General features: G+C 69.6%; 19 protein-coding genes. 14 read left to right on the top strand and 5 right to left on the bottom strand.

Features of this window, described 5'->3' with window-relative positions; translation table 11 throughout:
- The first annotated feature begins 131 nt into the window (after positions 1–131).
- Genes cls through RG19_RS14340 form a run of 3 tightly spaced genes read left to right on the top strand, consistent with a single transcriptional unit; the run spans position 132 to position 5,767 of the window.
- Entirely contained in the window at positions 132–1,550 is a 1,419-nt protein-coding gene (gene cls, locus RG19_RS14330) for a cardiolipin synthase (RefSeq protein WP_058835865.1), read from the top strand.
- A gap of 60 nt (positions 1,551–1,610) precedes the next feature.
- On the top strand, positions 1,611–5,063 hold the full coding sequence (locus tag RG19_RS14335) for a hybrid sensor histidine kinase/response regulator (protein ID WP_058835866.1): 3,453 nt from the start codon (positions 1,611–1,613) through the stop codon (positions 5,061–5,063).
- Between the two features lie 41 nt (positions 5,064–5,104).
- Entirely contained in the window at positions 5,105–5,767 is a 663-nt protein-coding gene (locus RG19_RS14340; RefSeq protein WP_238376654.1) for an exopolysaccharide biosynthesis protein, read from the top strand.
- A 286-nt stretch (positions 5,768–6,053) separates the two neighbouring features.
- On the opposite strand, the gene RG19_RS14345 is transcribed toward RG19_RS14340, so the two are convergent.
- Complete coding sequence (locus tag RG19_RS14345) at positions 6,054–6,734, bottom strand: response regulator transcription factor (RefSeq protein ID WP_058835867.1); 681 nt, start codon at positions 6,732–6,734, stop codon at positions 6,054–6,056.
- A gap of 145 nt (positions 6,735–6,879) precedes the next feature.
- On the bottom strand, positions 6,880–8,832 hold the full coding sequence (gene acs, locus RG19_RS14350; RefSeq protein ID WP_058835868.1) for an acetate--CoA ligase: 1,953 nt from the start codon (positions 8,830–8,832) through the stop codon (positions 6,880–6,882).
- A 203-nt stretch (positions 8,833–9,035) separates the two neighbouring features.
- Between acs and RG19_RS14355 the strand changes: the two genes are divergently transcribed.
- The 7 genes from RG19_RS14355 to RG19_RS14385 all read left to right on the top strand — a co-directional run bounded on the left by RG19_RS14355 (position 9,036) and on the right by RG19_RS14385 (position 17,219).
- Positions 9,036–10,406: a DcaP family trimeric outer membrane transporter gene (locus RG19_RS14355; RefSeq protein WP_058835869.1), complete on the top strand. Its 1,371-nt coding sequence runs from the start codon at positions 9,036–9,038 to the stop codon at positions 10,404–10,406.
- 174 nt (positions 10,407–10,580) lie between these two features.
- A complete protein-coding gene (locus tag RG19_RS14360; protein ID WP_058835870.1) occupies positions 10,581–10,841 on the top strand; it encodes a DUF4212 domain-containing protein in 261 nt (86 codons plus the stop codon).
- 12 nt (positions 10,842–10,853) lie between these two features.
- Positions 10,854–12,629 carry a sodium:solute symporter family protein gene (locus tag RG19_RS14365; protein ID WP_058835871.1) on the top strand — a complete coding sequence of 592 codons (1,776 nt, stop codon included), beginning with the start codon at positions 10,854–10,856 and terminating at the stop codon, positions 12,627–12,629.
- Between the two features lie 150 nt (positions 12,630–12,779).
- Positions 12,780–13,298 (top strand): hypothetical protein, encoded by a 519-nt coding sequence (locus tag RG19_RS14370; RefSeq protein ID WP_058835872.1) that lies wholly within the window; start codon positions 12,780–12,782, stop codon positions 13,296–13,298.
- Between the two features lie 28 nt (positions 13,299–13,326).
- Positions 13,327–15,147 carry a putative nucleotidyltransferase substrate binding domain-containing protein gene (locus RG19_RS14375; protein WP_058835873.1) on the top strand — a complete coding sequence of 607 codons (1,821 nt, stop codon included), beginning with the start codon at positions 13,327–13,329 and terminating at the stop codon, positions 15,145–15,147.
- A gap of 7 nt (positions 15,148–15,154) precedes the next feature.
- Positions 15,155–15,769, top strand: coding sequence for an exonuclease domain-containing protein (locus RG19_RS14380; RefSeq protein ID WP_162267083.1), 615 nt, complete (start codon positions 15,155–15,157; stop codon positions 15,767–15,769).
- Positions 15,770–15,992: 223 nt separating this feature from the next.
- Positions 15,993–17,219, top strand: coding sequence for a family 8 glycosyl hydrolase (locus tag RG19_RS14385; protein ID WP_202905344.1), 1,227 nt, complete (start codon positions 15,993–15,995; stop codon positions 17,217–17,219).
- Positions 17,220–17,264: 45 nt separating this feature from the next.
- Here RG19_RS14385 and RG19_RS14390 read toward each other — a convergent pair whose 3' ends face one another.
- Both RG19_RS14390 and RG19_RS14395 read right to left on the bottom strand, forming a co-directional pair.
- Positions 17,265–17,642: an EF-hand domain-containing protein gene (locus RG19_RS14390; protein WP_058835875.1), complete on the bottom strand. Its 378-nt coding sequence runs from the start codon at positions 17,640–17,642 to the stop codon at positions 17,265–17,267.
- Positions 17,642–18,850 carry a DesA family fatty acid desaturase gene (locus tag RG19_RS14395; protein ID WP_058835876.1) on the bottom strand — a complete coding sequence of 403 codons (1,209 nt, stop codon included), beginning with the start codon at positions 18,848–18,850 and terminating at the stop codon, positions 17,642–17,644. Before RG19_RS14395 ends, RG19_RS14390 begins: the two co-directional genes overlap by 1 nt.
- A gap of 234 nt (positions 18,851–19,084) precedes the next feature.
- On the opposite strand from RG19_RS14395, the gene mutM reads away from it, so the two are divergent.
- Complete coding sequence (mutM, locus tag RG19_RS14400) at positions 19,085–19,897, top strand: bifunctional DNA-formamidopyrimidine glycosylase/DNA-(apurinic or apyrimidinic site) lyase (protein ID WP_058835877.1); 813 nt, start codon at positions 19,085–19,087, stop codon at positions 19,895–19,897.
- Between the two features lie 215 nt (positions 19,898–20,112).
- Here the strand turns inward: mutM and RG19_RS14405 are convergent, their stop codons facing one another.
- Positions 20,113–20,754 carry a thymidine kinase gene (locus RG19_RS14405; RefSeq protein ID WP_058835878.1) on the bottom strand — a complete coding sequence of 214 codons (642 nt, stop codon included), beginning with the start codon at positions 20,752–20,754 and terminating at the stop codon, positions 20,113–20,115.
- A gap of 152 nt (positions 20,755–20,906) precedes the next feature.
- Between RG19_RS14405 and RG19_RS14410 the strand changes: the two genes are divergently transcribed.
- From RG19_RS14410 to RG19_RS14420, 3 genes are all read left to right on the top strand, one after another.
- On the top strand, positions 20,907–22,886 hold the full coding sequence (locus tag RG19_RS14410) for a UvrD-helicase domain-containing protein (RefSeq protein WP_058835879.1): 1,980 nt from the start codon (positions 20,907–20,909) through the stop codon (positions 22,884–22,886).
- A gap of 248 nt (positions 22,887–23,134) precedes the next feature.
- Entirely contained in the window at positions 23,135–24,055 is a 921-nt protein-coding gene (locus tag RG19_RS14415; RefSeq protein ID WP_058835880.1) for a 5'-nucleotidase, lipoprotein e(P4) family, read from the top strand.
- A gap of 486 nt (positions 24,056–24,541) precedes the next feature.
- On the top strand, positions 24,542–25,552 hold the full coding sequence (locus RG19_RS14420; RefSeq protein WP_157515283.1) for a hypothetical protein: 1,011 nt from the start codon (positions 24,542–24,544) through the stop codon (positions 25,550–25,552).
- Positions 25,553–25,616 lie beyond the last annotated feature (64 nt).

Here is a 25,616-nt window from a genome sequence, read left to right on the forward strand (position 1 = left end):
GCGCCGCCTGTACCGGAGGTGGCAGCGCTGGCGCGCGCGCTGAAGCATCGGCGACGATCCTTCGGCAGCCGAGCGCGCGCCACGCCCGCTGCCCGTATCCGCCGCCCGGCCGCGCAGGCATCATCGGAGCGATGGCCGACCGCATCGACCTCAGCCTCTGGATCCTCGTCGCCGACTGGCTCATCCGCATCGGCGCACTGTTGTGGATCCCCGCCCGCAGCCGCCCGGCAGCGGCGCGCAGCTGGCTGCTGCTGGTCGGCTTCGTGCCTTTGCTGGGCCTGCCGCTGTACCTGCTGCTGGGCCATCCCTGGCTGTCCCGCCAACGGATCCTGCGCCAGGACCAGGCTTCCTCCGCGATCCGCGAGGGCCAACTGCCGCAGGCCGCATTGCAGTGGACGCCGCCGGAAGGCAGCGTCGCCCACGAAACGGTGCCGCTGGTGGGACGGCTCGGCGCATTCATGGCGCTGCGCGGCAACGCGGTGCGCCTGCTCGACGACTACGACGCCTCCCTGCAATCGCTGCTCGACGCCATCGATGGCGCTCACCAGCAGGTGCACCTGCTGTACTACCTGATGTTCGACGACGCGGTCGGCGAACGCGTCGTGGCGGTGCTCGAACGCACGGCCGCCCGCGGCGTGCGCTGCCGGGTGCTGCTCGACGCGCAAGGGGCCAGGCGCGGCCTGCGCCGCTACCGCCGGCGCCTGCAGGCAGCCGGCGTCGAGCTCCACGCGATGCTGCCCGGCGGCCTGCGCTGGCGCAGCAGTGGCCGCGCGGACCTGCGCAACCACCGCAAGATCGCGGTGATCGACGACCACGTCGCCTACGTCGGCTCGCAGAACCTGGCCGAGGCCGGCTTCGTGGCCGGCCACCCGAACCGCGAACTGGTCGCGCGCGTGCACGGCCCGATCGTGGCGCACCTGGAAGCGGTGTTCGCCAGCGACTGGTACCTGGAAACCGGCGAAGTGCTGGCGGTCACCCCGGCGCGGCCCAGCCACGCCGACGACACCGCCTGCCAGTTGTTGCCCAGCGGGCCGGCCTACCCCTTCCCCAATGCCGGCGACACCATCGCCGCACTGATCCATCTGGCGCGACGCCGGGTGGTGCTGACCACCCCCTACTTCGTGCCCGACGACGCCATCATCGGCGCGATGCGCATCGCCGCGCTGTCGGGCGTGGAGGTTCAGTTGATCCTGTCGGCCAGCAACAACCAGCGCCTGACCGCGATGGCCCAGCACGCCTGCTACGAGGAACTGCTCGCATGCGGCGTGCGGATCGCCCTGCACCGGCCGGGCTTCCTGCACGCCAAGCACCTGAGCGTGGACGACGATGTCGCGCTGATCGGCTCGATCAATCTCGACATCCGCTCGTTCGCGCTCAACGCCGAGGTCGGACTGTTGTGTTACGACCGCGACGTGGTCGCCGACATGCGCCGGATCGAGGCCGACTACCTGGCCGATGCCGAGGTCGTGGCGCTGGAGGCGTGGCGGCGACGGCCGGCCTGGCGTCGCAGCGCGGAGGGGATCGCCCGGCTGGCGGACTCCTTCATGTGAGGCGCGCGTGCTCCGGCGCATCCACGCACTTACACTCGCGGTTTCACCGACGCGACCGCGATGCTGCCGAGCTGGACCCTGCTGCTGGTGTCGATGGGCTATGCCGCGCTGCTGTTCCTGGCGGCGTGGTGGGGCGACCGTAATCCGCAGTTCGCCCAGCGCGCGGGCCTGCGCCCGCTCGTCTACAGCCTGGCACTGGCCGTCTACTGCTCCTCGTGGACGTTCTACGGCGCGGTCGGCAGCGCCGCGCGCAACGGTCTGGGCTACCTGCCGATCTACCTCGGCCCGCTGCTGCTGCTGATCTTCGGCTGGCGGATCCTGGAGCGGCTGGCGCTGGTGGCGCAGTCGCAGAGCACCGTGTCCATCGCCGACTTCATCGCCGCGCGCTACGGCCGCTCGCAACGGCTGGCGGCGATGGTGGCGATCATCGCCCTGGTGGCGGCGGTGCCGTACTTCGCGCTGCAGTACAAGGCCGTGGCGCTGTCGCTCAATGTCCTCGGCGGCCCGCAGATCGGCCAGAGCGGCTTCGGCGATCCGGCGCTGTACGTGGCCGCGCTGATGGCGCTGTTCGCGATCCTGTTCGGCACCCGCCAGGTGGACGCCACCGAACATCGCCCCGGCATGATGCTGGCGATCGCGCTCGAGTCGCTGGTGAAGCTCGTCGCGCTGATCGCGGTGGGCCTGTTCGCGATCTTCTGGCTGGGCGACGGCGAGCGCATCGTCGATGCCAGCCGCACGCTGTTCGCCAACGCGCCGGCAGACGGGTTCGTCGCCCAGACGCTGCTCGCCTTCACCGCGATCTTCTGCCTGCCGCGGCAGTTCCACGTCGCCATCGTGGAATGCGCCGACGTGTCGGAGATCCGCCGTGCCCGCTGGCTGTTCGGCGGCTACCTGGTGATCGTGAGCCTGATGGTGGTGCCCATCGCCGCGGCCGGCATCGCGTTGTTCGACGACAACGCCGCGATCGGCGACACCTACGTACTGGCGCTGCCGCTGGCCGAGAACCAGAACCTGCTCGCGCTGTTCGCCTACATCGGCGGCTTCTCCGCCGCGACCGGCATGGTGATCGTGGCCAGCGTCGCACTGGCGACGATGGTCAGCAACGACCTGGTGATGCCGCTGCTGCTGCGCCGGCGCGGCTGGACCCAGCGCCACGGCCGCGATGTCGCCGGCACCGTGCTGTGGGTCCGCCGCATCGCGATCCTGTCCTTCGCCGCCCTGGCCTACGGCTACTACCGCGCCAGCGGTACCGACGCCACCCTGGCATCGTTCGGCCTGATGGCCTTCGCGGCGGTGGCCCAGTTCGCGCCGGCGCTGATCGGCGGCCTCTACTGGCGGGGCGCCAGCCGCCAGGGCGCGGAAGCCGGGATGCTGATCGGCTTCGCGGTGTGGACCTACACCCTGCTGGTGCCGTCGCTGACCGATGCCGGCTGGTTCGATGCCGGCTGGCTGGAGACCGGTCCGTTCGGACTGGCCTGGCTGCGGCCGCGCGAACTGTTCGGCATGTACGGCTGGGACCCGCTGACCCACGGCACGTTCTGGTCGCTGCTGTTCAACATCGGCACGCTGCTGGTGGTGTCGCAGCGCTGGCGGCCGAGCCTGGAGGAGCACCTGCGCGCGGTCCCGTTCCTCAACCCGTATGCCGAACGCCGGATCTCCGGTGCCGGCGAATGGCGCAGCGGCCTGCAGGTCCGCGATCTGCTGGTGCTGGCACGACGCATCGTCGGCGCCCGCCACGCGCAACGCGCGTTTCTCGAACAGGCGCATGCGCTGGGCCAGACCCTGCAGGCGACGGCACCGGCCGACCGCGCCTGGGTGCAGTTCACCGAGCGTCTGCTCGCGTCGGCCATCGGCGCGGCCTCCGCCCGCCTGGTGCTCACCAGTTCGCTGCGCGGCTCGGGCATGGACCTCGGCGAAGTGGTGGCGGTGCTCGACGAGGCCGGCCAGGAGCTGCGCTTCAATCGCGAGATCCTGTCCACCACGCTCGAGAACATCGACCAGGGCGTGAGCGTGGTCGACCCCGACATGCGCCTGGTCGCCTGGAACCGGCGCTACCAGGAACTGTTCGACTATCCCGACGGCATGCTCTACGTCGGCAGACCGGTGGCCGACCTGATCCGCTACAACGCCGAACGCGGCGAGCTGGGCGAGCTGAGCAACGAGGCCGTGGCCGCGGAAACCGCCAAGCGCATCGGCTTCATGCGTGCGGGCTCCCCGCACGTGTCCGAGCGCGTGCTCAACAACGGCCTGGTGATCGAGATGCGCGGCCAGCCGCTGCACGGCGGCGGCTACGTCACCAGCTACAGCGACGTCACCGAGTACAAGCGCGTGGAGCGTGCGCTGCGCGAGATCAACGAGACCCTCGAGCAACGCGTCACCGATCGCACGCGTGAAGCGGAAGCCGCGCAGCAATCGCGCACGCGCTTCCTCGCCGCGCTCAGCCACGACGTGCTGCAACCACTCAACGCTGCGCGACTGTTCACCTCGGCGATGCGCGAAAGCCACGACGGCGGCGAACAGCGCCATCTGGCCGAACGTGTGGACACGTCACTGCGCGCCGCCGAGGAACTGCTCGACGGCCTGCTCGACGTGTCGCGGCTCGATGCCGGCGCACTGCGCCCGGAGCGCTCGGATTTCGACGCCGCGGAAATGATGCGCGAGCTGGCCGCCCAGTACGCGCCGATGGCGGCCGCCCGCGGCGTCGAACTGCGCCTGCACGCGCGTACGCTGCCGGTGCACAGCGACCGCCGCCTGCTGCGACGCGTGCTGCAGAACTTCCTCGCCAACGCGCTGCGCTACACCCGCGAGGGACGCATCGTGCTGGCGGTGCGCCCGCGCGGGCACGCCGTGGCGTTGCAGGTGTGGGATACCGGCCCCGGCATTCCCGAGCACCACATGCGCCAGATCTACGACGAGTTCCACCGCTACCAGCAACCGTTCGACTGGGACGAGCGCGGGCTGGGTCTCGGCCTGTCGATCTGCCAGCGGATCTCGCGCCTGCTCGACCACCGGCTGGATGCGCGCTCGCGGGTCGGTCACGGCAGCATGTTCTCCATCGTGGTCCCGCGCGCGACCCAGGCCCTGCGTCCGCAACCCGCGGTTCCGGCGGTGGACCTGACCGACTCGCTCGCCGGCCTGCGCGTGCTGTGCGTGGACAACGACCCGGACATCCTCGCCGGCATGGTCGCGTTGCTGCAGCGCTGGCAGGTGGAGGTGCTGTGCGCGACGACGGTCGACGACGCGCTGGCCGCGATCGCCGCGCGACCCGACGTGCTGGTGGTGGACTATCACCTGCACGATCGCCTCGACGGCCTGGATACCCTGGATGCCTTGCGCGCGCAGGTGCCGGGCGTTCCCGGCGTGCTGCTCACCGCCGACGGCAGCGATGCGCTCAAGCAGGCGGCCCGCAAGCGCGGCTACCGGGTGCTGACCAAGCCGCTGAAGCCGGCCTCGCTGCGGGCGTTCCTGGCCGCGGCGCAGACCCACCGGACCCGCACGCGGCCCGCACCCTGAGACCGTTGCTACACTGCGCCGCCGCCCACTGGAAGACCGACGTGCCCCCCCACGCGTCCGATCGCATCCCTGCCCACCGTCCCGACCACCGCGCCAGCCTCGGCGATCGTCTCGAACAGATCATCCGCGATCTCGATGGCGAAGACCTCAGCCTCGGCTCGATGATCGAGCGCATCGGCAGCGAAGGCCTGCTGATGCTGTCGATGCTGCTGACGGTGGTGTTCCTGATCCCGGTGTCGATCCCCGGCGTCAGCACGGTCTTCGGCGCGGCCCTGTTGTTGATCGGGTTCAGCCGCCTGCGCGGTCGGCCGCTGTGGCTGCCTGCACGCCTGCGCGAACGCCGGCTGCCGGCCGAGAAGCTGCGCAACGGCCTGACCCGCGGCCTGTCCTGGGTGCGGCGGCTGGAGCGCGTGAGCCGACCGGGCCGCCTCGCCGGGCTGGCCGAGGGGCGCACGATGGACATCTTCAACAGCCTCGCCTTCATCTTCGCCGCACTGCTGCTGATGGCGCCGTTCGGCTTCGTGCCCTTCAGCAACACGTTCCCGGCCGTGGCCCTCCTGTTCTACGCCATCGGCATGATCCAGCGCGACGGCGGTGCGATCCTGCTCGGCCACCTGGCGACCATCGGCACGGTGATCTACTTCTCGGTGCTGATCGGCGGCGGCGGTTACGCCCTGCACGCCCTGTGGCAGCGGATGTCCTAGGGCGCCATCTCGATCGAAGTCCGAAGCGCCTGAATCGGATCCGCCCCGGACGCCGTCGAGCGCAACCGCGCCCGCCTGGCACGATCGCCTCTCTCCCGCTTGCGGGAGAAGAGGGGCCGGGGTGAGGGCGCGACGGACGGCAAGCGCCTGAAGAGCGCCCTCATCCGCCCTTCGGGCACCTTCTCCCGTGGACGGGAGAAGGGAGCGAGCGACATCATGCTGGGCGCGATCGCCCCTCTCCTGCTTGCGGGAGAGGGGTTGGGGTGAGGGCGCGACCGTCTCGCCGTCAGGGCTCTTCGCCGTTGTCCGGCGGCGCGGTCACCGCCGTCGGGTCCACCGCCAGCCGACCCGCGATCAGCACGGCCTGGGTCCGGTTGGACGCACCCAGCTTGCGCAGGATCGCGCTCATGTGCGCCTTCACCGTCGCCTCCGACACACCCAGTTCGTAGGCGATCTGCTTGTTGAGCATGCCCTCGCCGAGCATCTGCAGCACGCGGAACTGTTGTGGCGTGAGATCGCTCACCCGCGCGGCGACGTCGTGCTCGTCGGCGCTGGCAGCCGGTGCCGCGCTGGCCGCAGCCGGTACCCAGCGGTCGCCGTCGAGCACGCGTTGCAGCGCCTCGCCCAGCACCTGGGTATCGGCCGACTTCGGGATGAAACCCATCGCGCCGTGATCGAGCGCGCGCCGCATCACCGTCGGTTCCTCGCGCGCGGACACGACCACGATCGGCAGCTGCGGGTGCTGCGCGCGCAGATGCACCAGCGCGCTGAATCCCTGCGCGCCGGGCATGTTGAGGTCCAGCAGCAGCAGATCCGCGTCGGGCTCTTCTTCGACGAGCGCGTACAGCGTCACCGTGTCGTGCGCCTCGCGCAGGCGCGCGTCGGGCAGCGTGCGCGACACCGCACCCCGCAGCGCCTCGCGGAACAGCGGATGGTCGTCGGCAACGAGGATGGTCTGGGCGGTCATGGCGTGGACGTCGGAGGAAGAATACGGAGCCCGCCCGAAAGCCGGCGGGGCAGCTTAACCGCCGGGGCGCGGGGCGCGCGCGCCCACCTCCCCTGCCGCACGCGACGCCGGTGACCGCCCGCCGGGACTGCGGGCGCTGACCGGGTCAGGGCACCCGACGCTCCTTGACCAGCGCGTCGACCACCGAGGGGTCGGCGAGCGTCGTGGTGTCGCCCAGCTGGTCCGGCGCGTTCTCGGCGATCTTGCGCAGGATGCGGCGCATGATCTTGCCCGAACGCGTCTTCGGCAGGCCCGGCGCCCACTGCAGGTGGTCGGGCGAGGCGATCGGCCCGATCTCCTTGCGGACGTGCGCAACCAGTTCCTTGAGCAGATCGTCGCTGCCGTTCTCGCCCGCCACCAGGGTGACGTAGGCATAGATGCCCTGGCCCTTGATGTCGTGCGGGAATCCGACGACCGCGGCTTCGGCCACCTTCGGGTGCGAGACCAGCGCGCTCTCCACCTCGGCGGTGCCGATACGGTGACCGGAGACGTTGATGACATCGTCCACGCGCCCGGTGATCCAGTAGTACCCGTCGGCATCGCGCCGGCAGCCGTCGCCGGTGAAGTACGTCCCCGGATACGCGCTGAAATAGGTGTCGATGAAACGCTGATGATCGCCGTACACCGTGCGCATCTGGCCGGGCCACGAGTCCAGGATCACCAGGTTGCCCTCGGCCTCGCCTTCGAGCACTGCGCCCTGCGCGTCGACGATCGCCGGGCGGATGCCGAAGAACGGCTTGGTGGCCGAACCCGGCTTGGCGTCGACCGCGCCCGGCAAGGGTGCGATCAGGATGCCGCCGGTCTCGGTCTGCCACCAGGTGTCGACGACCGGGCAACGGCTGTCGCCGACCACCTCGTGATACCAGCGCCACGCTTCCGGATTGATCGGCTCGCCGACCGTGCCGAGGATGCGCAGCGATGCGCGCGAGGTCGCCTTCACCGGCGCCTCGCCCTCGCGCATCAACGCACGGATCGCGGTGGGCGCGGTGTAGAAGATGGTGACCTTGTGCTTGTCCACCACGTTCCAGAAGCGCGAGACATCGGGATAGTTCGGCACGCCCTCGAACATCAGCGACGTGGCGCCGTTGGCGAGCGGACCGTAGACGATGTAGCTGTGTCCGGTGACCCAGCCGACATCGGCCGTGCACCAGTAGATGTCGTCGTCCTTGAGGTCGAACACCGCCTCGTGGGTGTAGCTGGCGTACACCAGATAGCCGCCGGTGGTGTGCAGCACGCCCTTGGGTTTCCCGGTGGAGCCGGAGGTGTAGAGGATGAACAGCGGGTCTTCCGCGTTCATGCGCTCCGGTTCGCAGGTGTCGGGCTGCTCGTCGACCACGGCGTCGTACCAGCGGTCGCGCGGCATCTGCATGTCCACCGCACCGCCGGTATGTCGCACCACCAGCACGGTCTCGACGCTGTTGGTGCCGGGCAGCTTCAACGCAGCGTCGACGTTCGCCTTGAGCGGGATCTTGCGCCCGCCCCGGAGGCCCTCGTCGGCGGTGATGATCAGCTTGGAGCCGCAATCGGCGACACGATCGGCGATCGACGCCGGCGAGAAGCCGCCGAACACCACCGAGTGCACAGCGCCGATGCGCGCACAGGCGAGCATCGCCACGGTCGCTTCGACGATCATCGGCAGATACAGCGTGACCCGGTCGCCCTTGACCACGCCCAGGCTGCGCATGGCGTTGGCGAGCCGGCACACGCGTGCGTGCAGTTCGCGGTAGCTGACGTGGCGTGCCTCGGTACCCGGATCGTCGGCCTCCCAGATCAGCGCGGTCTTGTCGCCGCGCGCGTCCAGGTGGCGGTCGAGGCAATTGACGCTGGCGTTGAGCTCGCCATCGGCATACCAGCGGATGTGGAAGTCCTCGAGGTCGTAGCTGACATCGCGGATCCGGGTGGGCGGCGTGAACCAGTCCAGCCGTTGCGCCGCACGGCCCCAGAACGCGTCCGGATCCTCGACGGACTCGGCGTAAAGACGTTCGTAGTCCTGAAGACCGATCGCGGCAGCGGCGGCAACAGCGTCAGGGACGGGATAGATCGCAGGAGATGCGGACATGGGACGCTCCGATGGGACATCGACTTCACAGTCTGCCGCATCCGGCGGGGGTCGCCGTTAGACGATGGTCTAAGCGGCCGTGTGTTCTACGACCAATGGTGAATTGGCGATGAAGCCGCATCCGCGCAGTCTGCATGGCGGAGTGGGCCGGGCGCCCGCTTGTTTCGCACCTGGGAGGGAGCATGACTCGAAATCGACACCACATGATGCGACCGCGCCTGCTCGCGATCGCAATGACTGCGGCCCTGGCCGTACCCGGCCTGGCCTCGGCGCAGACCGTCAAGGAACGCGAGCTCGAGGCGCGCATCGCGCAGCTCGAGGCACAGGTCCAGGCGCTGCTGACGCAACAGCAGCAGACCGCGACCGAGGTGCAGGAGGTCCGCACCGCGCAGGCCGCCCCGGCGGCACCTGCCGCGCCCGCGACGGTCGCGACCGTGCCCGCCGGCAGCCGGCCGATCCAGACCACCACGCTCACGCCGCAGGCCAACCCGGGCACCACGCTCACCGTGGGCGGCATGATCCGGATGGATGCCTTCGCCACCCACACCACCGACGGCGACATCGCCAAGGGCACCGCGGGCCGCGATTTCTACGTGCCCGGCGCGATCCCGGTCGGCGGCGACGGCCCGGACACCTACATGGACGCGCACATGAAGTTCTCGCGTCTGTGGCTGGACGCCAGCACCGTGCTCGACTCCGGCGACAAGCTCGCGGCCCGGCTGGAGATGGACTTCTTCGGCGGCTCGCTGGGCAACACCGCGGCCACCAACACCTACGGCGCCACCCTGCGCCACGCCTACGTGAGCTGGAACAACTGGCTGGCCGGCCAGACCTGGTCCAACTTCATGGATACCGGCGCGCTGCTGGACGCCGTCGATTTCGTCGGTCCGACCGATGGCATCGTCTTCGTGCGCCAGCCGCAGCTGCGTTACACCAATGGCCCGTGGACGGTCTCGCTGGAAAGCCCGGAGACCACCGTGCAGCCGTTCGGCGGCGCACCGCGCGTGATCACCGGCGACAACAGTGCGATTCCCGACGTCATCGCCCGCTACACCCACAAGGCGGACTGGGGCCACTTCAGCGTCGCCGGCATGGCGCGCCAGCTCAAGTACGAGCCCGTCGTCGGCGCCGACAGCACCGACACCGGCTACGGCCTGACCGCCAGCGGCCTGATGAAGATGGGCGAGCGCACCGACCTGCGCTATCAACTCAGCGGCGGCGACGGCATCGGTCGCTACATCGGCCTGGCGACGATCAACCAGGACGCGATGGTCGACAGCGACGGCAACATCGATGCGCTCGGCGGCTGGGCCGGCTACGTGGGCCTGCGTCACGTCTTCAGCGATCGCGTGCGCGGCAACGTCTTCTACGCCCGTTCGCAGTGGGACAACGAGACCGCATGGACCGGGTTCGACGTGACCCGCAAGGTCCACTCCGCACACGCCAACCTGATCTGGACGCCGTATCCGAAGCTCGATCTCGGCGTCGAGGCAATCTGGGGCGAGCGCACGCTCGAATCCGGCGCCGACGGCGAACTGCTCCGCCTGCACACGATGGCCCGCTACACGTTCTGACCGTTCGCCCGCGAGGCGCGTGCCTCGCGGGCTTAATCCGTCGGTCGCGGTCGCGTCGCATACCGGCGTTCGCCTGCACCGCCACTTCCGATATCCAGGGACGCGCCGACGCTTCGCTTCCGCCGTCGTTCACCGCCGGATGCCACACCCATCTTTCGAGCCGGGGATCACCACATGACGCTTGACAAGACCGCAGCCAACTACTGGAAAGCCAACCTCCGCATCATCTTCATCTGCATGGGCATCTGGGCCCTGGTGTCGTATGGATTCGGGATTCTTCTGCGTCCGCTGCTGGCGGGCATCCGCTTCGGTGGCACGGATCTCGGCTTCTGGTTCGCCCAGCAGGGGTCGATCCTGACCTTCATCGCGCTGATCTTTTTCTACACCTGGTACATGAACCGGCTCGATCGCGAGTACGGCGTGGACGAGCAATAAGGGAGCCCGGTCATGGATCAATTCACCATCAACCTCATCTTCGTCGTCGGCTCGTTCCTGATCTACATCGGCATCGCGATCTGGGCACGCGCCGGTACGACCTCCGAGTTCTACGCCGCCGGACGCAGCGTCAATCCGGTCATGAACGGCATGGCGACCGCGGCGGACTGGATGTCGGCGGCATCGTTCATCTCGATGGCCGGCCTGATCGCGTTCGTCGGCTACGGCAACTCCGCCTATCTCATGGGCTGGACCGGCGGCTACGTGCTGCTCGCGTTGCTGCTGGCACCCTACCTGCGCAAGTTCGGCCGTTTCACCGTGCCCGACTTCATCGGCGACCGGTTCTACAGCCGCACGGCCCGCCTGGTGGCGGTGGCTGCATTGCTGATGATGTCGATCACCTACGTGATCGGCCAGATGACCGGTGCCGGCGTGGCGTTCTCGCGGTTCCTGGAGGTCGACACCAACACCGGCCTGCTGATCGCGTCGGCAGTGGTGTTCGTGTACGCGGTGCTCGGCGGCATGAAGGGCATCACCTACACCCAGGTGGCGCAATACATCGTGCTGATCATCGCCTACACCATCCCGGCGGTGTTCATCTCCACGCAGCTCACCGGCAACCCGATTCCGCAGCTCGGCCTGTTCTCCACCCACACCGAGTCGGGTCAGCCGCTGCTGGCGACGCTCGACCAGATCCTCACCGACCTGGGCTTCAACGACTACACCGGCCTGCACGAGTCGCGGCTCAACATGGTGCTGTTCACCCTGTCGCTGATGGTCGGTACCGCGGGCCTGCCGCACGTGATCATCCGCTTCTTCACCGTGCCCAAGGTCTCCGACGCCCGCAAGTCGGCCGGTTGGGCGCTGGTGTTCATTGCCCTGCTCTACACCGTGGCACCGGCCGTGGGTGCGATGGCGCGCCTGAACATCTTCACCACGATCTACCCGCAAGGCACCGAGGCACTGTCGGTGACCTACGACGAGCGGCCGGACTGGATGCGCAACTGGGAGCAGACCGGCCTGCTGGCGTTCGAGGACAAGAACGGCGACGGCCGGATCCAGTACTACAACGCCGCCAACGAGGAGTTCGCCACCGTGGCCGCCGAGCGCGGCTGGGAAGGCAACGAGATGGTCACCTTCAACCAGGACATCCTGGTGCTGGCCAACCCGGAAATCGCAGGTCTGCCCGGCTGGGTGATCGGCCTGATCGCGGCGGGTGGTCTGGCCGCGGCATTGTCAACTGCCGCCGGCCTGCTCCTGGCGATCTCGTCGGCAGTCAGTCATGACCTGATCAAATCCACACTCAAACCGGACATCAGCGAAAAGGGGGAACTGCTCGCCGCACGTGTGTCGATGGCGGTGGCCATCGTGGTGGCCACCTGGCTGGGCATGAATCCACCGGGATTCGCGGCGCAGACAGTGGCATTCGCCTTCGGACTCGCGGCATCGTCGTTGTTCCCGGCGATCATGATGGGCATCTTCTCCACCCGCATGAACTCCACCGGCGCCATCGTCGGCATGCTGGTCGGCCTGATCTCCACCAGCGTGTACCTGTTCACCTACAAGGGCTGGTTCTTCATCTCCGGTACCAACATGCTCGTCGATTCCCCGGAGAACTGGCTGTTCGGGATCTCGCCGCTGGCCTTCGGCGCCGTCGGTGCCGGCCTGAACTTCATCGCGGCCTACATCACGATGAAACTGACCAAGCCGGTGCCCGACCACATCCAGCACCTGGTCGAGGACATCCGTATCCCCCGCGGAGCCGGCGCGTCCACGGGCCATCACTGATCCAGCGGTTGCGCTGAAACGACGGCCCGTCCCCGGCAACGGGGGCGGGCCGTTCCTTTGGAACTGTGCGTCGGCCACCGGCGCGCGCTGTGAAACGCCCGGACTACAATCGGGCGATCCGGCCCGCCGCCATCGCACTCGGGAGCCTTCATGCTGCTGGAACTCATTGCCATCATCGCCGCCGGCTTCGGCGTGGCCGGGATCGCGCTGTCGCTCAACTTCGTGCTCGGCAAGCGGCTGCCGAAATGGATCATTCCCGCGTCGGCCGGTGCCGGCATGCTGGCGATGGCGATCTGGCTGGAGTACTCCTGGCTGGACCGTACGACGGGAAGCTTCCCGGAGGGCGTCGAGATCGCCTCCACCCATCAGGTGCGCAGCTGGTACCGCCCCTGGACCTACGCGGTGCCGTTGACGACCCGGCTGATCGCGATCGACCGCCGCCTCGACCGGCATCACACCGACCGACCCGGCCAGGTGCTCAGCCAGATCATCCTGGCCGGCCGCTGGGAGCCGACGCGCCAGTTCGCATCCGTGTTCGACTGCCCCGGGCGTCGACGCGCGGACCTGGTCGACGGTGTGACGCTCGGTGACGACGGCGCACCACGCAATGCGCGCTGGGTGACGCTGCCCGCCGACGACACGCTCCTGCGCACCGCCTGCAGGCAATGAGCCCGTGAACACCGCGCGACGCTAGCTCATGGATTCGGTCCCCGGCCTGGATCTCGACCACCCTCCGTTCGATCTGCTCGACGACGCTGGGCGCGAGCGGCTGCAGGCCGGCGTCGACCTGGGTTTCCACCCCGCTGGCACGACACTGATCGAGGCGGGCAAGGCGTCCCCGCACGCCTACGTGATTCTCAAAGGCCTGGTTCATGCGTACCAGCTCGACGCCCACGGCGGCGAGCGCCGTTTTGCCGACTACGGGCCGGGCGATGTGTTCGGTGCATGGGCGGTCATGGCCGGCCGCGCGCGCCTGAGCTACCGCACCGACACGGATTGTCTGAGCTTCCTCATTCCGGCCGCCCTGTTCCGCCGGCTGATCGACGACAACCCGCGCTTTGCCGCCTACTTCAATGAAGGTCTCGCGACGAAAGGACGTCTGGCGGCATCGGGCCCCGAGCGGAGCGTGACACCCGAAGTCATGCTCACGCGGGTGGCCGAGGCGCAGCTCGCACCCGCCGAGCGCATCGCGTCGGTGACCTCGATCGCCGAGGCCACCGCAGAGCTGAGCCGGCGAAATGTCGACTGCCTGCTGGTCGACGATCCCGCCTGCGACGAACCGGGCATGCTCACCCGCACGGATCTGCTCGAGGCGATCGCGCTCAAGGGGTTCCCGCTGGAAACGCCGGTAGGCGGACTCGCCAATCGCCCGCTGATCAGCGTCGATACGGGCGACGTCCTGTTCCAGGCGCTGATCGGGATGACCGAACGGCGGATCGACCGCGTCGTGGTCCGCGACCGCGGCAGCATTGCGGGCACGCTCGGCATCGCCGAGGTGCTCTCCCACGTCGCCAGCCACTCACACCTGATCACGCTGCAGTTGGCCCGTGCACGCAGTCTCGACGATATCGTCGCGGCGGCCTCGGGCATGACCGGGCTCGTGCGCCATCTCGCCGTTCACGGTGCCCGAATGCCGTATCTCATGGCACTCGTCAGCGCGCTCAACAGTCGCGTGATGGGCCAGATCTTCGACCTCGTGGTGCCCGAGATCCATCGCGATCACGTCTGCCTGCTGCTGTTGGGCAGCGAGGGACGCCGCGAGCAGCTGCTCAAGACCGACCAGGACAACGCCCTCGTCGTCGCCGACGAACTCGACTGGCCGGGACTCGCCGACGCGATGGCGCGCTTCTCCACCACGCTCGAACGACTCGGCTATCCGCCGTGCCCCGGCGGCGTCATGGTGAGCAATTCTCATTGGCGTCTGACCACGACACAGTGGCGGGCACGGATCGACCACTGGCGCAGCCGCTACGGGGGCGACGCTGCGCTGGATCTTTCGATCGCGCTGGACGGGCGACCGGTCGCAGGTAATGCATCGCTGTTCACACCGGTCAAGCTCGGCCTGATGTCGCTCGGCCAGGACGACATCCTGCTGCATCACCTGGCCGCGTCCGCACTCGACTTCACCACGCCGCTGACGTTCTTCGGCCGCGTGCGCGGTGGCGCCCACGGAATCGACCTCAAGAAGGGCGGCATCTTTCCCGTGGTGCATGGCTTGCGCTGCCTGGCCCTGCGTCACGGCATCGCCGCCACCGACAGCATCGAACGATGCGAGGCGCTTGCCGCCCGCGCGCTGCTTCCGGCCGACCTCGGCCGGGATCTGCCGCAAGCGTTGAACGTCTTCCACCGGATGCGGCTGGATGCGCAGCTGGCCGCCCTCGAAGCCGGCCGCAGCCCGGACAACCATGTCGACATCGGTCAGCTGCGCAGGCTCGACCGTGAGCTTCTGCGCGATGCACTGCACGTGGTGAAGGACTTCCGCGAGCACGTGCGCCGCACGTTCCACCTCCCGGACTGATTCCATCGTGTCCGCACTCCATCGATGGTGGTTGCGACGTCGGTATGGCGAGGGGCCGTGGGCGGCATTGCTGCAGCCGCCGCCCGTAGACGAGTGGGTCAGCCTCGACCTCGAAACCACCGGGCTCGATCCGCTGCACGACCATATCCTCAGCCTGGCGGCCGTTCCCGTCCGCGACGGGCGGGTCGTCCTGTCGGAACGCTTCGAGCGGCGCATCCGCCCCGACCGCGCGTTCGACATCACGTCGATCCGGCACCATCGCATCCTGCCGGACGAAGCGGCGGACGGCGTGGCGGTGACGCCTGCCGTCCGGGAGTTCCTGGACTGGGTGGGCAGCCGTGCGCTGCTGGGCTACCACCTCGGTTTCGATCTCGCGATGCTGGCGCCACATGTCAGGGCCATCACCGGCTTCACGCTGCCGCATCCCCGCATCGAACTGGCCGATGCATTCGCCCGGCGCGCACGGCGCGCGCGGCCGGACGTTCCGCCGAACCTCGGCTTCGCGCACATTGCCGACACGCTGGGCGTGCCCGTCCTGGGTCGACATTCCGCGCTGGGCGACGCCACGACCGTCGCGCTGTGCTGGCTCGCCATGCGCGGCGGCGCACGCAGATCCACCTGAGCCGCCGTCGCCGCGCGCGGGCGGCACGCCACGACCACCCTCCTCCATCACCGCCGGTGCGGCCATCACAGCGCCCTCGCCCCCGGTTCCGGGGACGGTGTCACGATATTCAGGGAATGCCTTTCGTAGCCTGCGGTCAAAGGGCGGCCTTCGGCCGCCTCGCGACTCGATGCCAGCACACCGCGCGACCTGCCGGCCCTTTCCCGTCAGACCGGAGATCCCCATGAGCGTGTCCCGACCGTACGCAGCAGGCGTGGCAGTCCTGCTCGCACTGCTGCTCATCCTGCCGGGCCTCGCGTCCGCCGCACCGAGCCACCCGTTCGGCAGCCATCGCCAGTCCTACGCATCCGGCACTCTCCAGCCCGGTGTGGGTCGCGCCGCGGCCGACCAGGCGACGGCCAGGTTCTACGGCATCTGGAAGGCCCGCTATCTGGTACCGGGGTGCCAGCCCGGCGATTACCGCGTCAAGGCCGACACGGCCACCGCCCACACCGTGTCCGAAGGTCAGGGCTACGGGATGTTGATCGCTGTGATGATGGCCGGCCACGATCCCGACGCGCAGGTCCTGTTCGACGGCCTGCACCGGTACAACCGTCGCCATCCCAGCACCGCCAACCCGGACCTGCTGGCCTGGGCGCAGGACGCGCAGTGCCGCAATGTCGGCGGCGCCAGTTCGGCCACCGACGGCGATCTCGACATCGCCTACGCCCTGCTCCTGGCCGATCTGCAGTGGGGCTCGGGCGGGGCGATCGATTACGCCGGCGAAGCCCGGCGGGTGATCGACGCGATCCGGACGAGCAACATCCATCCCAGCAGCCGCCTGGTCAATCTCGGCGACTGGGTCCATCCCGGCTCGCCGCAGTACTACAACGCCACCCGGAGTTCGGACTGGATGCCGGGCCACTTCCGCGCATTCGCCGCGCGCCGCGGCGGCGACTGGAGCTCGATCCTGGACGACCACCAGACGCTGCTCGGGCGCATGCAGCGCGACTTCGCGCCGGCCACCGGCCTGCTGCCCGACTTCATCGTCGATGCCCATCTCGACCCACGCCCGGCGCCACCGCATTTTCTCGAGGCCGACACCGACGGCACCTATTCCTGGAACGCAGGACGCGTGCCCTGGCGGATCGGCATCGATGCCGCCGTCAGTGGCGACGTCCGCTCGCGCGATGCGGCTCGGCGCCTCAGCCAGTGGATCCGCGCCCACACCGATGGGGATCCGACCCGGATACGTGCCGGCTACCGGCTCGACGGCACACCGTCATTCGAGTACAGCAGCATGTTCTTCACCGCACCCTTCGCGGTGGCCGCCATGAACGACCCGGGCGCGCAGGCGTGGCTCGACCGGCTCTGGAACCAGATGGCCGCCAGCAACGGCTACGACTACTACAGCGACAGCGTGCAGTTGCTGTCGATGCTGGCCGTCTCCAACAATTGGCTGCGCCCCTGACCACCCACGTCGGCGCGCCTGCGCGCCGACGGCCGCACCGCAGCGTCAGAGCGGTGGTGCGGCCAGCTCCCGCGCGTCGAGATAGCCGTCGCCATTGGCGTCCTGGCGGTTGAAGCGTTCGGCCATCTGCGCCCGGTACGCCTCGCGGGTGATCACCCGACCTCGGCCGCCGCCGGGCTGTTCGTGCGGATCCAGGCGCCCGTCGCCGTTCACATCCATTCGGTCGAATGCGTACAGCATCCAGGCCTGGTACTCGGCCAGCGAGACGCGGCCGTCGCCGTCGGTATCCATCAGCGCGAGATAGTCGGAGGTCGCCTGAGGCTGCGCCTGCACTGCGCCGATCGCCATCATCATCGGCAGGACGCGAACCACCGCCAGGGCACGGCGAGCGGGGCGACGCCCTTCGACGCGGTGCGGCGGCATCAGGCCCGGCTGGCCTGCAGGCTGTAACCCTTCAACCGCGCCGAATACTCCTGCAGCGCGCGGATGCCCGAGGCTTCGGCCTCGTGGCACCAGGCCTGCAGGCGACGCAGACGTTCGCCGGCATCGTGGCTGCGCGCTTCCAGCACGTCCGACAACCGCGCGCGGTATTCCATCAACGTGCGGATGCGGGGACGCTGCTCGACCCAGATCTGCAGTTCCTCGCGCGCCTCCGGCTGCAACCAGCGTCCGTCGTCGACCAGGCCCTTGCGCAGACGGCGCGGCAGCAACGCGCGCAGCTTGGCGCCAGCGGCCTGGGCTTCCTCGCGAAGCGCCGGCTTGACCACGTTGCGGTGGTAATCGGTCATGGCCTGAAAGCGGTGCGCCAGCAGCGCCTTGACGGTGTCGGCGTCGGGCACGTGGATGTTGGGTCGCACATCGAGCGACGGCGCGACCCGCAGCACCTTGGCCAGGCCGACCTTCTCCAGCGCGCGGATCGCGGCCCAGCCGATGTCGAACTCCCACCGGCGCAGGGCGAACTTGGCCGAACTGGGAAACGCGTGGTGGTTGTTGTGCAGTTCCTCGCCGCCGATCCACACGCCCCACGGGCTGAGGTTGGTGGCGGTATCGGTGGTCTCGAAGTTGCGATAACCCCACCAGTGGCCCAGGCCGTTGACCACGCCTGCGGCCCAGAACGGGATCCACGCCATCTGCAGCGCCCAGATCGCGACGCCCGCGAAGCCGAACAGCGCGAACATCGCGAACAGCAGCACCGTCGGACCGAGCGTCGCGTACGGGGTGTAGAGCCGGCGCTCGATCCAGTCGTCCGGGCAGCCCTTGCCGTACTGGTCGATGTCGCCGCGCATCGCGCGCGCTTCGCGGTACAGCTCCACACCCCGCCAGAACACCGTGCGGATGCCCTTGAACTGCGGGCTGTGCGGATCGTCCTCGGTCTCGCACTTGGCGTGATGCTTGCGATGGATGGCCACCCACTCGCGGGTGATCATCGAGGTGGTCAGCCAGGTCCAGAAGCGAAAGAAATGCGCCAGCACGGGATGGAAGTCCACGCCGCGATGGGCCTGGCTGCGGTGGAGGTACAAGGTCACCGAAAAGATCGTCAGCTGGGTGGCGACCAGCAGCACCGCCAGCAGCGGCCAGAAGCCGAACTGCAGCAATCCACCGGCGAGAAATTCGAGCAGGGAAGCGGGCATGGCGGCACGTACGTCAAGATTTCGTGAAACGTCATGATGGTCCCTCGCCCGTGGCATTGCCACCCCTGCGGAGACGTATGTTGTGACCGGTACACGCGCGTGAGGGCGCACCTGTCACGGCATCGGCTGACGGCAGACCAGACCCCCCCGGGAACTCCGGACGATCACACGTCCGGCTTGCCGCGTGCCGCCGGCGCCCCCATGTCGGGGCTTCCGTATTCATGCCGCGCGCCCATGCCCGAGCTGCCCGAAGTCGAGACCACCCGCCGCGGCCTGCTGCCTCATGTCCTGCGCCGGACGATCACCGGCGTGACCCTGCGACGGCCCGACCTGCGTTGGCCGATCCCGCCGGATCTGCCGGAGCGCCTCGCCGGTCGTCGCATCGAGGCGATCCACCGCCGCGCCAAGTACCTCCTGCTCGAGACTGCCGAAGGCAGCGCCCTGCTGCACCTGGGGATGTCGGGCAGCCTGCGCGTGCTCCCCGCCGGGACGCCGGTCCGCGCCCACGACCACGTCGACCTGGCGCTCGACGACGGCCGCGTACTGCGCTTCAACGACCCGCGCCGGTTCGGCTGCCTGCTCTGGCAGCCACCGGGGGACACCCATCCGCTGCTGCGCGATCTCGGGCCGGAGCCGCTGTCCGATGCTTTCGACGGCGCCTGGTTGCACGCCTTGAGCCGCGGACGCCGCGCCCCCGTGAAGACGTTCCTGATGGACCAGTCGATCGTGGTCGGGGTCGGCAACATCTATGCCGCCGAAGCGCTGTTCGCCGCGGGCATCTCACCGCTGCGCGCGGCCGGCCGCGTCTCGCGCCCGCGCTACGACGCCCTGGCCGAGGCCGCCAAGGCGATCCTCGCCCACGCCATCGCGCGTGGCGGGACGACCCTGCGCGACTTCATCAGCCCCGATGGCGCCCCCGGCTACTTCGAGCAGGAGCTGAGCACGTACGGGCGTGGCGGCTTGCCCTGCCGACGCTGCGACCGACCGCTGCGACACGCACTGATCGGCCAACGCGCCAGTGTGTGGTGCGCGCACTGCCAGCGCTGAGACACCCTTCGTCAGGCCGTGCAGCGAGAGCGAGCACCGCCGCCGGCATCGGCTCGTCGATGTCATCGACGCCCACCTCGAGTCCGCCCTGCAATCGTTGCGACGCCCGTCGCGGCTGCAGGAGATCATCGCGGCAAGGACGCGCGATGGTGGTGCGCCGGCGCGACCGGTTCGCTCGACCCGCCGGGGAAGGGCCGGGCCGCGGGCGGCATGCGCTAGGACCCGGCGCCCGACGGCAGGAACGGCAGCGATGCCTGCGCCGTCTCGATCCGTCCCTCGCCCCGTGCGATCCGCTTGAACTCCGCACGGCTCACCGACACGTAGCGCTCGTCGCCGCCGATCTCCACCTGCGGACCGTCGACCACCGCCCGCCCCTCATCGTCGACGCGCACCGTCATCGTCGCCTTCGAACCCGTGTGGCAGATGGTCTTGATCTCGTGCATCTCGTCGGCCCAGGCCAGCAGGTACTGGCTGCCTTCGAACAGCTCGCCGCGGAAGTCCGTGCGCAGGCCGTAGCACAGCACCGGAATACGCAGTCGGTCGACCACCTCGGTCAATTGCCATACCTGCGGCTTGCGCAGGAACTGGGCTTCGTCGACGAGCACGCAATGCAGGGTGCCGTGCGCGGCGATGTCGCGCTCGACCCAGGCGCACAGATCGTCGTCGGGCCCGAACGGCTCCGCGTCCGATGCCAGCCCGATCCGCGACGCGACCCGGCCACGCCCGGCACGGTCGTCGAGCGCTGGCGTCAGGATCGCCACGCGCATCCCGCGTTCGCGGTAGTTGTGCGCGGACTGCAGCAGGGTTGTGGTCTTTCCGGCGTTCATCGCCGAGTAGTAGAAGTACATCTTGGCCATGCACGCATTCTAGGGCGACGGGCCGGCAGCGGTCTCCAGCGCCGTGGCGGCGGCGCGTGCCGCTCGCCGTAGCACAGGGCCCCTGCCCCGACAAGACGAACGCCGGCGTGACGGGCCGGTACACTGCGCTGCCCGCGCGAACGTCCGACACCATGCATTCCCTCAACCCTCCACAACGCGCCGCGGTCCTTCACTGCGAAGGCCCGTTGCTGGTGCTCGCGGGCGCCGGCAGCGGCAAGACGCGCGTGATCGTGGAGAAGATCGCGCACCTGATCGGCCAGGGCCACTACCCGGCCCGGCGCATCGCGGCGATCACCTTCACCAACAAGTCCGCGAAGGAGATGCGCGAGCGCGTCGGCAAGCGGATCCGGGGCGAGGCGGCCGAGGGGCTGACCATCTGCACCTTCCACGCACTGGGGCTGAAGCTGCTGCAGATCGAGCACGAGAAGGCCGGGCTGCGCCGCGGCTTCTCGGTGTTCGACGCCGACGACTGCGCGGCGCAGTTCAAGGACCTGTGCAGCGGCATGAAGCCCGACGAGATCCAGGCGTTGCAGGGGCTGGTATCGCGGGCGAAGAACGGCGGGCTGTCGCCCGAGGAGGCCACGGCCATGGCGCGCAGCACGCGCGAGCTGGAGGCCGCGGAACTCTACGGCCGCTACCAGGCGCGGCTGGCGGCGTTCAACGCCGTCGATTTCGACGACCTCATCCGCCTCCCGGTGCAGTTGCTCGAGAACGACGAAGGCCTGCGCCTGGGCTGGCGCGAGCGCATCGGCTACCTGCTGGTGGACGAATGCCAGGACACCAACGACGTCCAGTACCGCCTGCTCAAGGCCATCGCCGGACCGAAGGGCAACTTCACCTGCGTCGGCGACGACGACCAGAGCATCTACGCCTGGCGCGGTGCCAATCCGGAGAATCTCTCGGCCTTGGGCAAGGACTACCCGACGCTCGAGATCGTCAAGCTGGAGCAGAACTACCGTTGCTCCAACCGCGTGCTGCGGGCGGCGAACGCGCTCATCGCCAACAACCCGCACGAGCACCTGAAGACGCTGTGGAGCGCACAGGCCGACGGCGAGCGCATCCGCATCTGGGAATGCCGCGACCACGCCCACGAGGCCGAACGCGTGGCCGCGGAACTGCAGTTCCTGAAGTCGTCCGAGAAGATGGAGTGGAACGAGTGCTGCATCCTGTTCCGCAGCAACTTCCAGTCGCGCGCGCTCGAAAAGGCGCTGCAGCTCATGCGCGTGCCCTATCACCTGTCCGGCGGTACCGCGTTCCTGGAGCGTGCTGAAGTCAAGGACGCGCTGTCGTGGCTGCGGCTGATCGCCAACCCCGACGACGACAGCGCCTTCCTGCGTGCAGTGCAATCGCCCAAGCGCGAGGTGGGCGCGACCACGCTGGCGCGGCTTTCGGAGCTCTCGCGACAGGCGCAGATGCCGATGTCGCGTGCGATCGAGTCGATCGGCCTGCTCAAGCAGCTCACGCCGCGCGCGGCCAACGCGCTGGGGACCTTCGCCGACATCGTGCGCGGTCTGCGCCACGACGCCATGCGCGCACCGCCGGCGGAGCTGGTGCGCAACCTGGTCGAGCGCTCGGGCATGCTCGGTGCGCTGCGGGCGCAGTGCAAGACCGAGCAGCAGTTCGGCATGCGTCGCGGGAATCTCGAAGAACTGGCCGGCTGGTTCGAAGGCGGTACGCGCGGTGCCGGCCCGGGCGACCTCGCCGCCCAGCTCGCCCTGCTCACCCATGCCGACCGCGACGACCCGGGCAACCAGGTGCGGATGATGAGCATGCACGCCGCCAAGGGCCTGGAGTTCCGCTACGTGTTCATCGTCGGCGTCGAGGACGGCGTGCTGCCGCACGACGCCAGCATTGACGAGGGCCGCATCGACGAGGAACGCCGCCTGCTGTACGTGGGCATCACCCGTGCCAAGGAGCGGTTGTGGCTGTCGTACGCACGCGAGACCACCAAATGGGGCGAGCGGATGAAGCTCAGGCCCAGCCGGTTCTTCGATGAGCTGCCGCCCGACGAACTGCAACGCGACGGCGCAGATCCCCAGGCCGACGCCGCGCACAAGAAGCAACGCGCGGATGCCGGCTTCGCCGCGATCAAGGCGATGCTCGACGGCTGACGCCCAAGCGCGTCCGGGTGTCGGATGCCGCCCGCCACAGGACACCCCGGCCGTTGCAGCCTGCCGTGCCGCGCCCGGCGCACCCGGCGCACGCCGTGCGCGCCGACGACGGGGCCGCACGGCGGCACATACCCACCCAGGCCGGGTGTCGCGTGGCTCAGGCTTCGGAGGCTGCACGCCGCGCCCGCCACGTCCCGTCATGCCGGTCCGCTACACTCGGCGCCCCGAAAAAAGCCGCGGAGATCGCGATGCGTCGTCAGTTGCTGCCCCTGTCCCTGCTCGCTCTCGCCCTGGCGGCCTGCACGCCGGCTCCCGACCGCGATGCGGCACCGACCGACACCGCACCGGCACCGGCGACCGCGGGCACCGGTGCTGCGCCGGCCCCGACCGATGCCGACGACAACCTCAACGCCGTGCTGTGGGTGCAGCGCTCGGTCGAATACAAGGCGACCCTGCTGTCGCTGTTCCGCGCCGCCGCCGATCATCTCGACGCCGCCATCGCCGAGCCCAACTGGGACGCCCTGGTGCCCGACGAGCGCGACAACGCGGACACCTTTTCGTCGCTGCCGCCGGCGGTGATCATGGACATCGACGAAACCGTGCTCGACAACTCGCCGTACCAGGCGCGCCTGATCGCCGACGGCGAGGAGTACGACGAAGTCAGCTGGGCGGAATGGGTGGCCGAGCGCAAGGCCGAGCCGGTACCGGGTGTGGTCGATTTCGCCCGCGCGGCGACCGAGAGGGGTGTGACCGTGCTGTACATCTCCAACCGTGCCCAGCACCTCAACGAGGCCACGCTGGCGAACCTGCGCGACAAGGGCCTGCCGGTGAAGGACGAGAGCGTATTCCTCGGTCTGGGCACCCACGTGCCCGGCTGCGAGCAGCACGGCTCGGAGAAGCTCTGCCGCCGTCGCGTGGCCGGCCGCGATTACCGCGTGATCATGCAGTTCGGCGACCAGATCGGCGATTTCGTGCAGGTGGTGGCGAATACGGCCGAGGCGCGCGACGGCCTGCTGGAGGCGTACGGCGACTGGTTCGGCGAACGCTGGTGGATGCTGCCCAATCCGACCTACGGCAGCTGGGAACCGGCCGAATTCAACAACGCCTGGGACCAGCCCCGCGAGCAGCGGCGCGCCGCCAAGCGGGACGCGCTGCAGCTCGCGCGTTAGGACATTTGTCACGGTTCCGCATCCTCGGGCTGGCCCTAGGGTCGGCCCGAGGTTCACCCGGGCGACGCGACGGGTTAGCGTGAAGGCGGTCGGAACCAGGGGGTCCGGCCCTCCCGTCACTCATGGGCCAGACGCATGGTCATCCCCTCGTCCTCACCGCTATCGAGCTTGTTGCCCGGGGGTCCGCGCTCCGGCGGGCTCTCAGGGCTCCTGCAGACCCTGACCAGCCCACTGGCGCAGGCGCTGCGCCTGGGGCCAGGCGGGCCGGGATCGCCCGGCGGGCCGCTGAGTCATCTTCCGGGCGCCCAATCCGGCCCGCCGACGCACGCCAACGCGCCTGCGCATGCCGGCCCGCCAGCGCACGCCAACGCGCCCGCCCATGCCGGGCCACCGGGAAGCGGCCATGTGCCGGGCGCAGCGCCGCCAGCGGGCACCAGCCCCTCGACGACGGCGCATGCCCCCACCCACGACGGTCCGCTCGGCCGTGTGGTCCAAGCGTTGAACCAGTTGGCCGGCAGTCTGGCGACGCCGCGCGCGTCCGCCACACCAACAACCGCCACGACGCCACAGGCCGCCATGGCGCAGGAATCCGCATCGACGCTGGGGCTGCGGGGCGGTCTCGCGCCGCAAGCCGGTCTCGGATCGCAGATGGCGGCCGCAACCGGCGCCCCGTTCGCCGCGGCCAGCCCGCGCCTGCCGCCGGGCGCCGCGCCCCCGGTGGCCACGCCCATGGCTGCCACCAGCACGCCTGCGCCGGCCATGGCGACGGGCACCACGACGACCGCCCTGCCCCCAGGCATGCAACCGGGCCTCATGCCGCTACGCGGCGATGCCTTGGCAGCGTCCGCCCGGCAGGCAGGCGACGCCGCGTTGGCTGCCGGCGATCGGGCCGCCACCGCCGCCACGCTGGCGGCCGCCTCGTCGGCGAGCGGCAACACGGCGGCGACTGCGGCGACCGCCGCCCATGCCGCTGCAGCGAGCGCGGCCGGCGCCACGCTGGCGGCGAATCCCCTCGCGCCGACGGTCCTGCCGCTCGCCGATGCGCGCGGCAACCCGATGCTGGCGGGCAACGATGCGCGCCCCGGGCAGATCGGCCGGGCCGATGGCGCGACCGCCCAGGGCCACACCGTCACCGGCCCGGGCCGGCCCGGCGACGACACCGCACGCCGGGACCGCCGTGGCGGCTGGAACGGTCTGCTCGCCACACTCGGCGCGGGCTCGGCGGCGGCGCGCGAGGAACTGGCGGATCTGCGCGAGGCCGAGCTCGCCTACCAGTGGCTGTACTGGGTGCTCACGCTGGCGGCGTACGGAGCGCTGGGTCTGCTGCTGGCCTCGGCCTTCGTGTGGCTGGGCGCCCCCCGGATGCCCACCGGATTGCTCGGCCAGCCCTCGACCATGGGTTGGCTGGTCGCGATCGGTCTGGGGTGCGCGGTCGGCGCCTGGCGGCTGGCGACGCACCGCGACTCCCGGCGCGACCGGACCGACGTGTCCTCCTGACATCGATGGGGCCGGGCGCCGTCCGCCGGCCCCGCCGCCCGCGCAGCGCGACGGCGCTGTCCGC

It is taken from the genome of Luteimonas abyssi (genome assembly GCF_001482195.1).
GTDB classification, from domain to species: domain Bacteria; phylum Pseudomonadota; class Gammaproteobacteria; order Xanthomonadales; family Xanthomonadaceae; genus Luteimonas; species Luteimonas abyssi.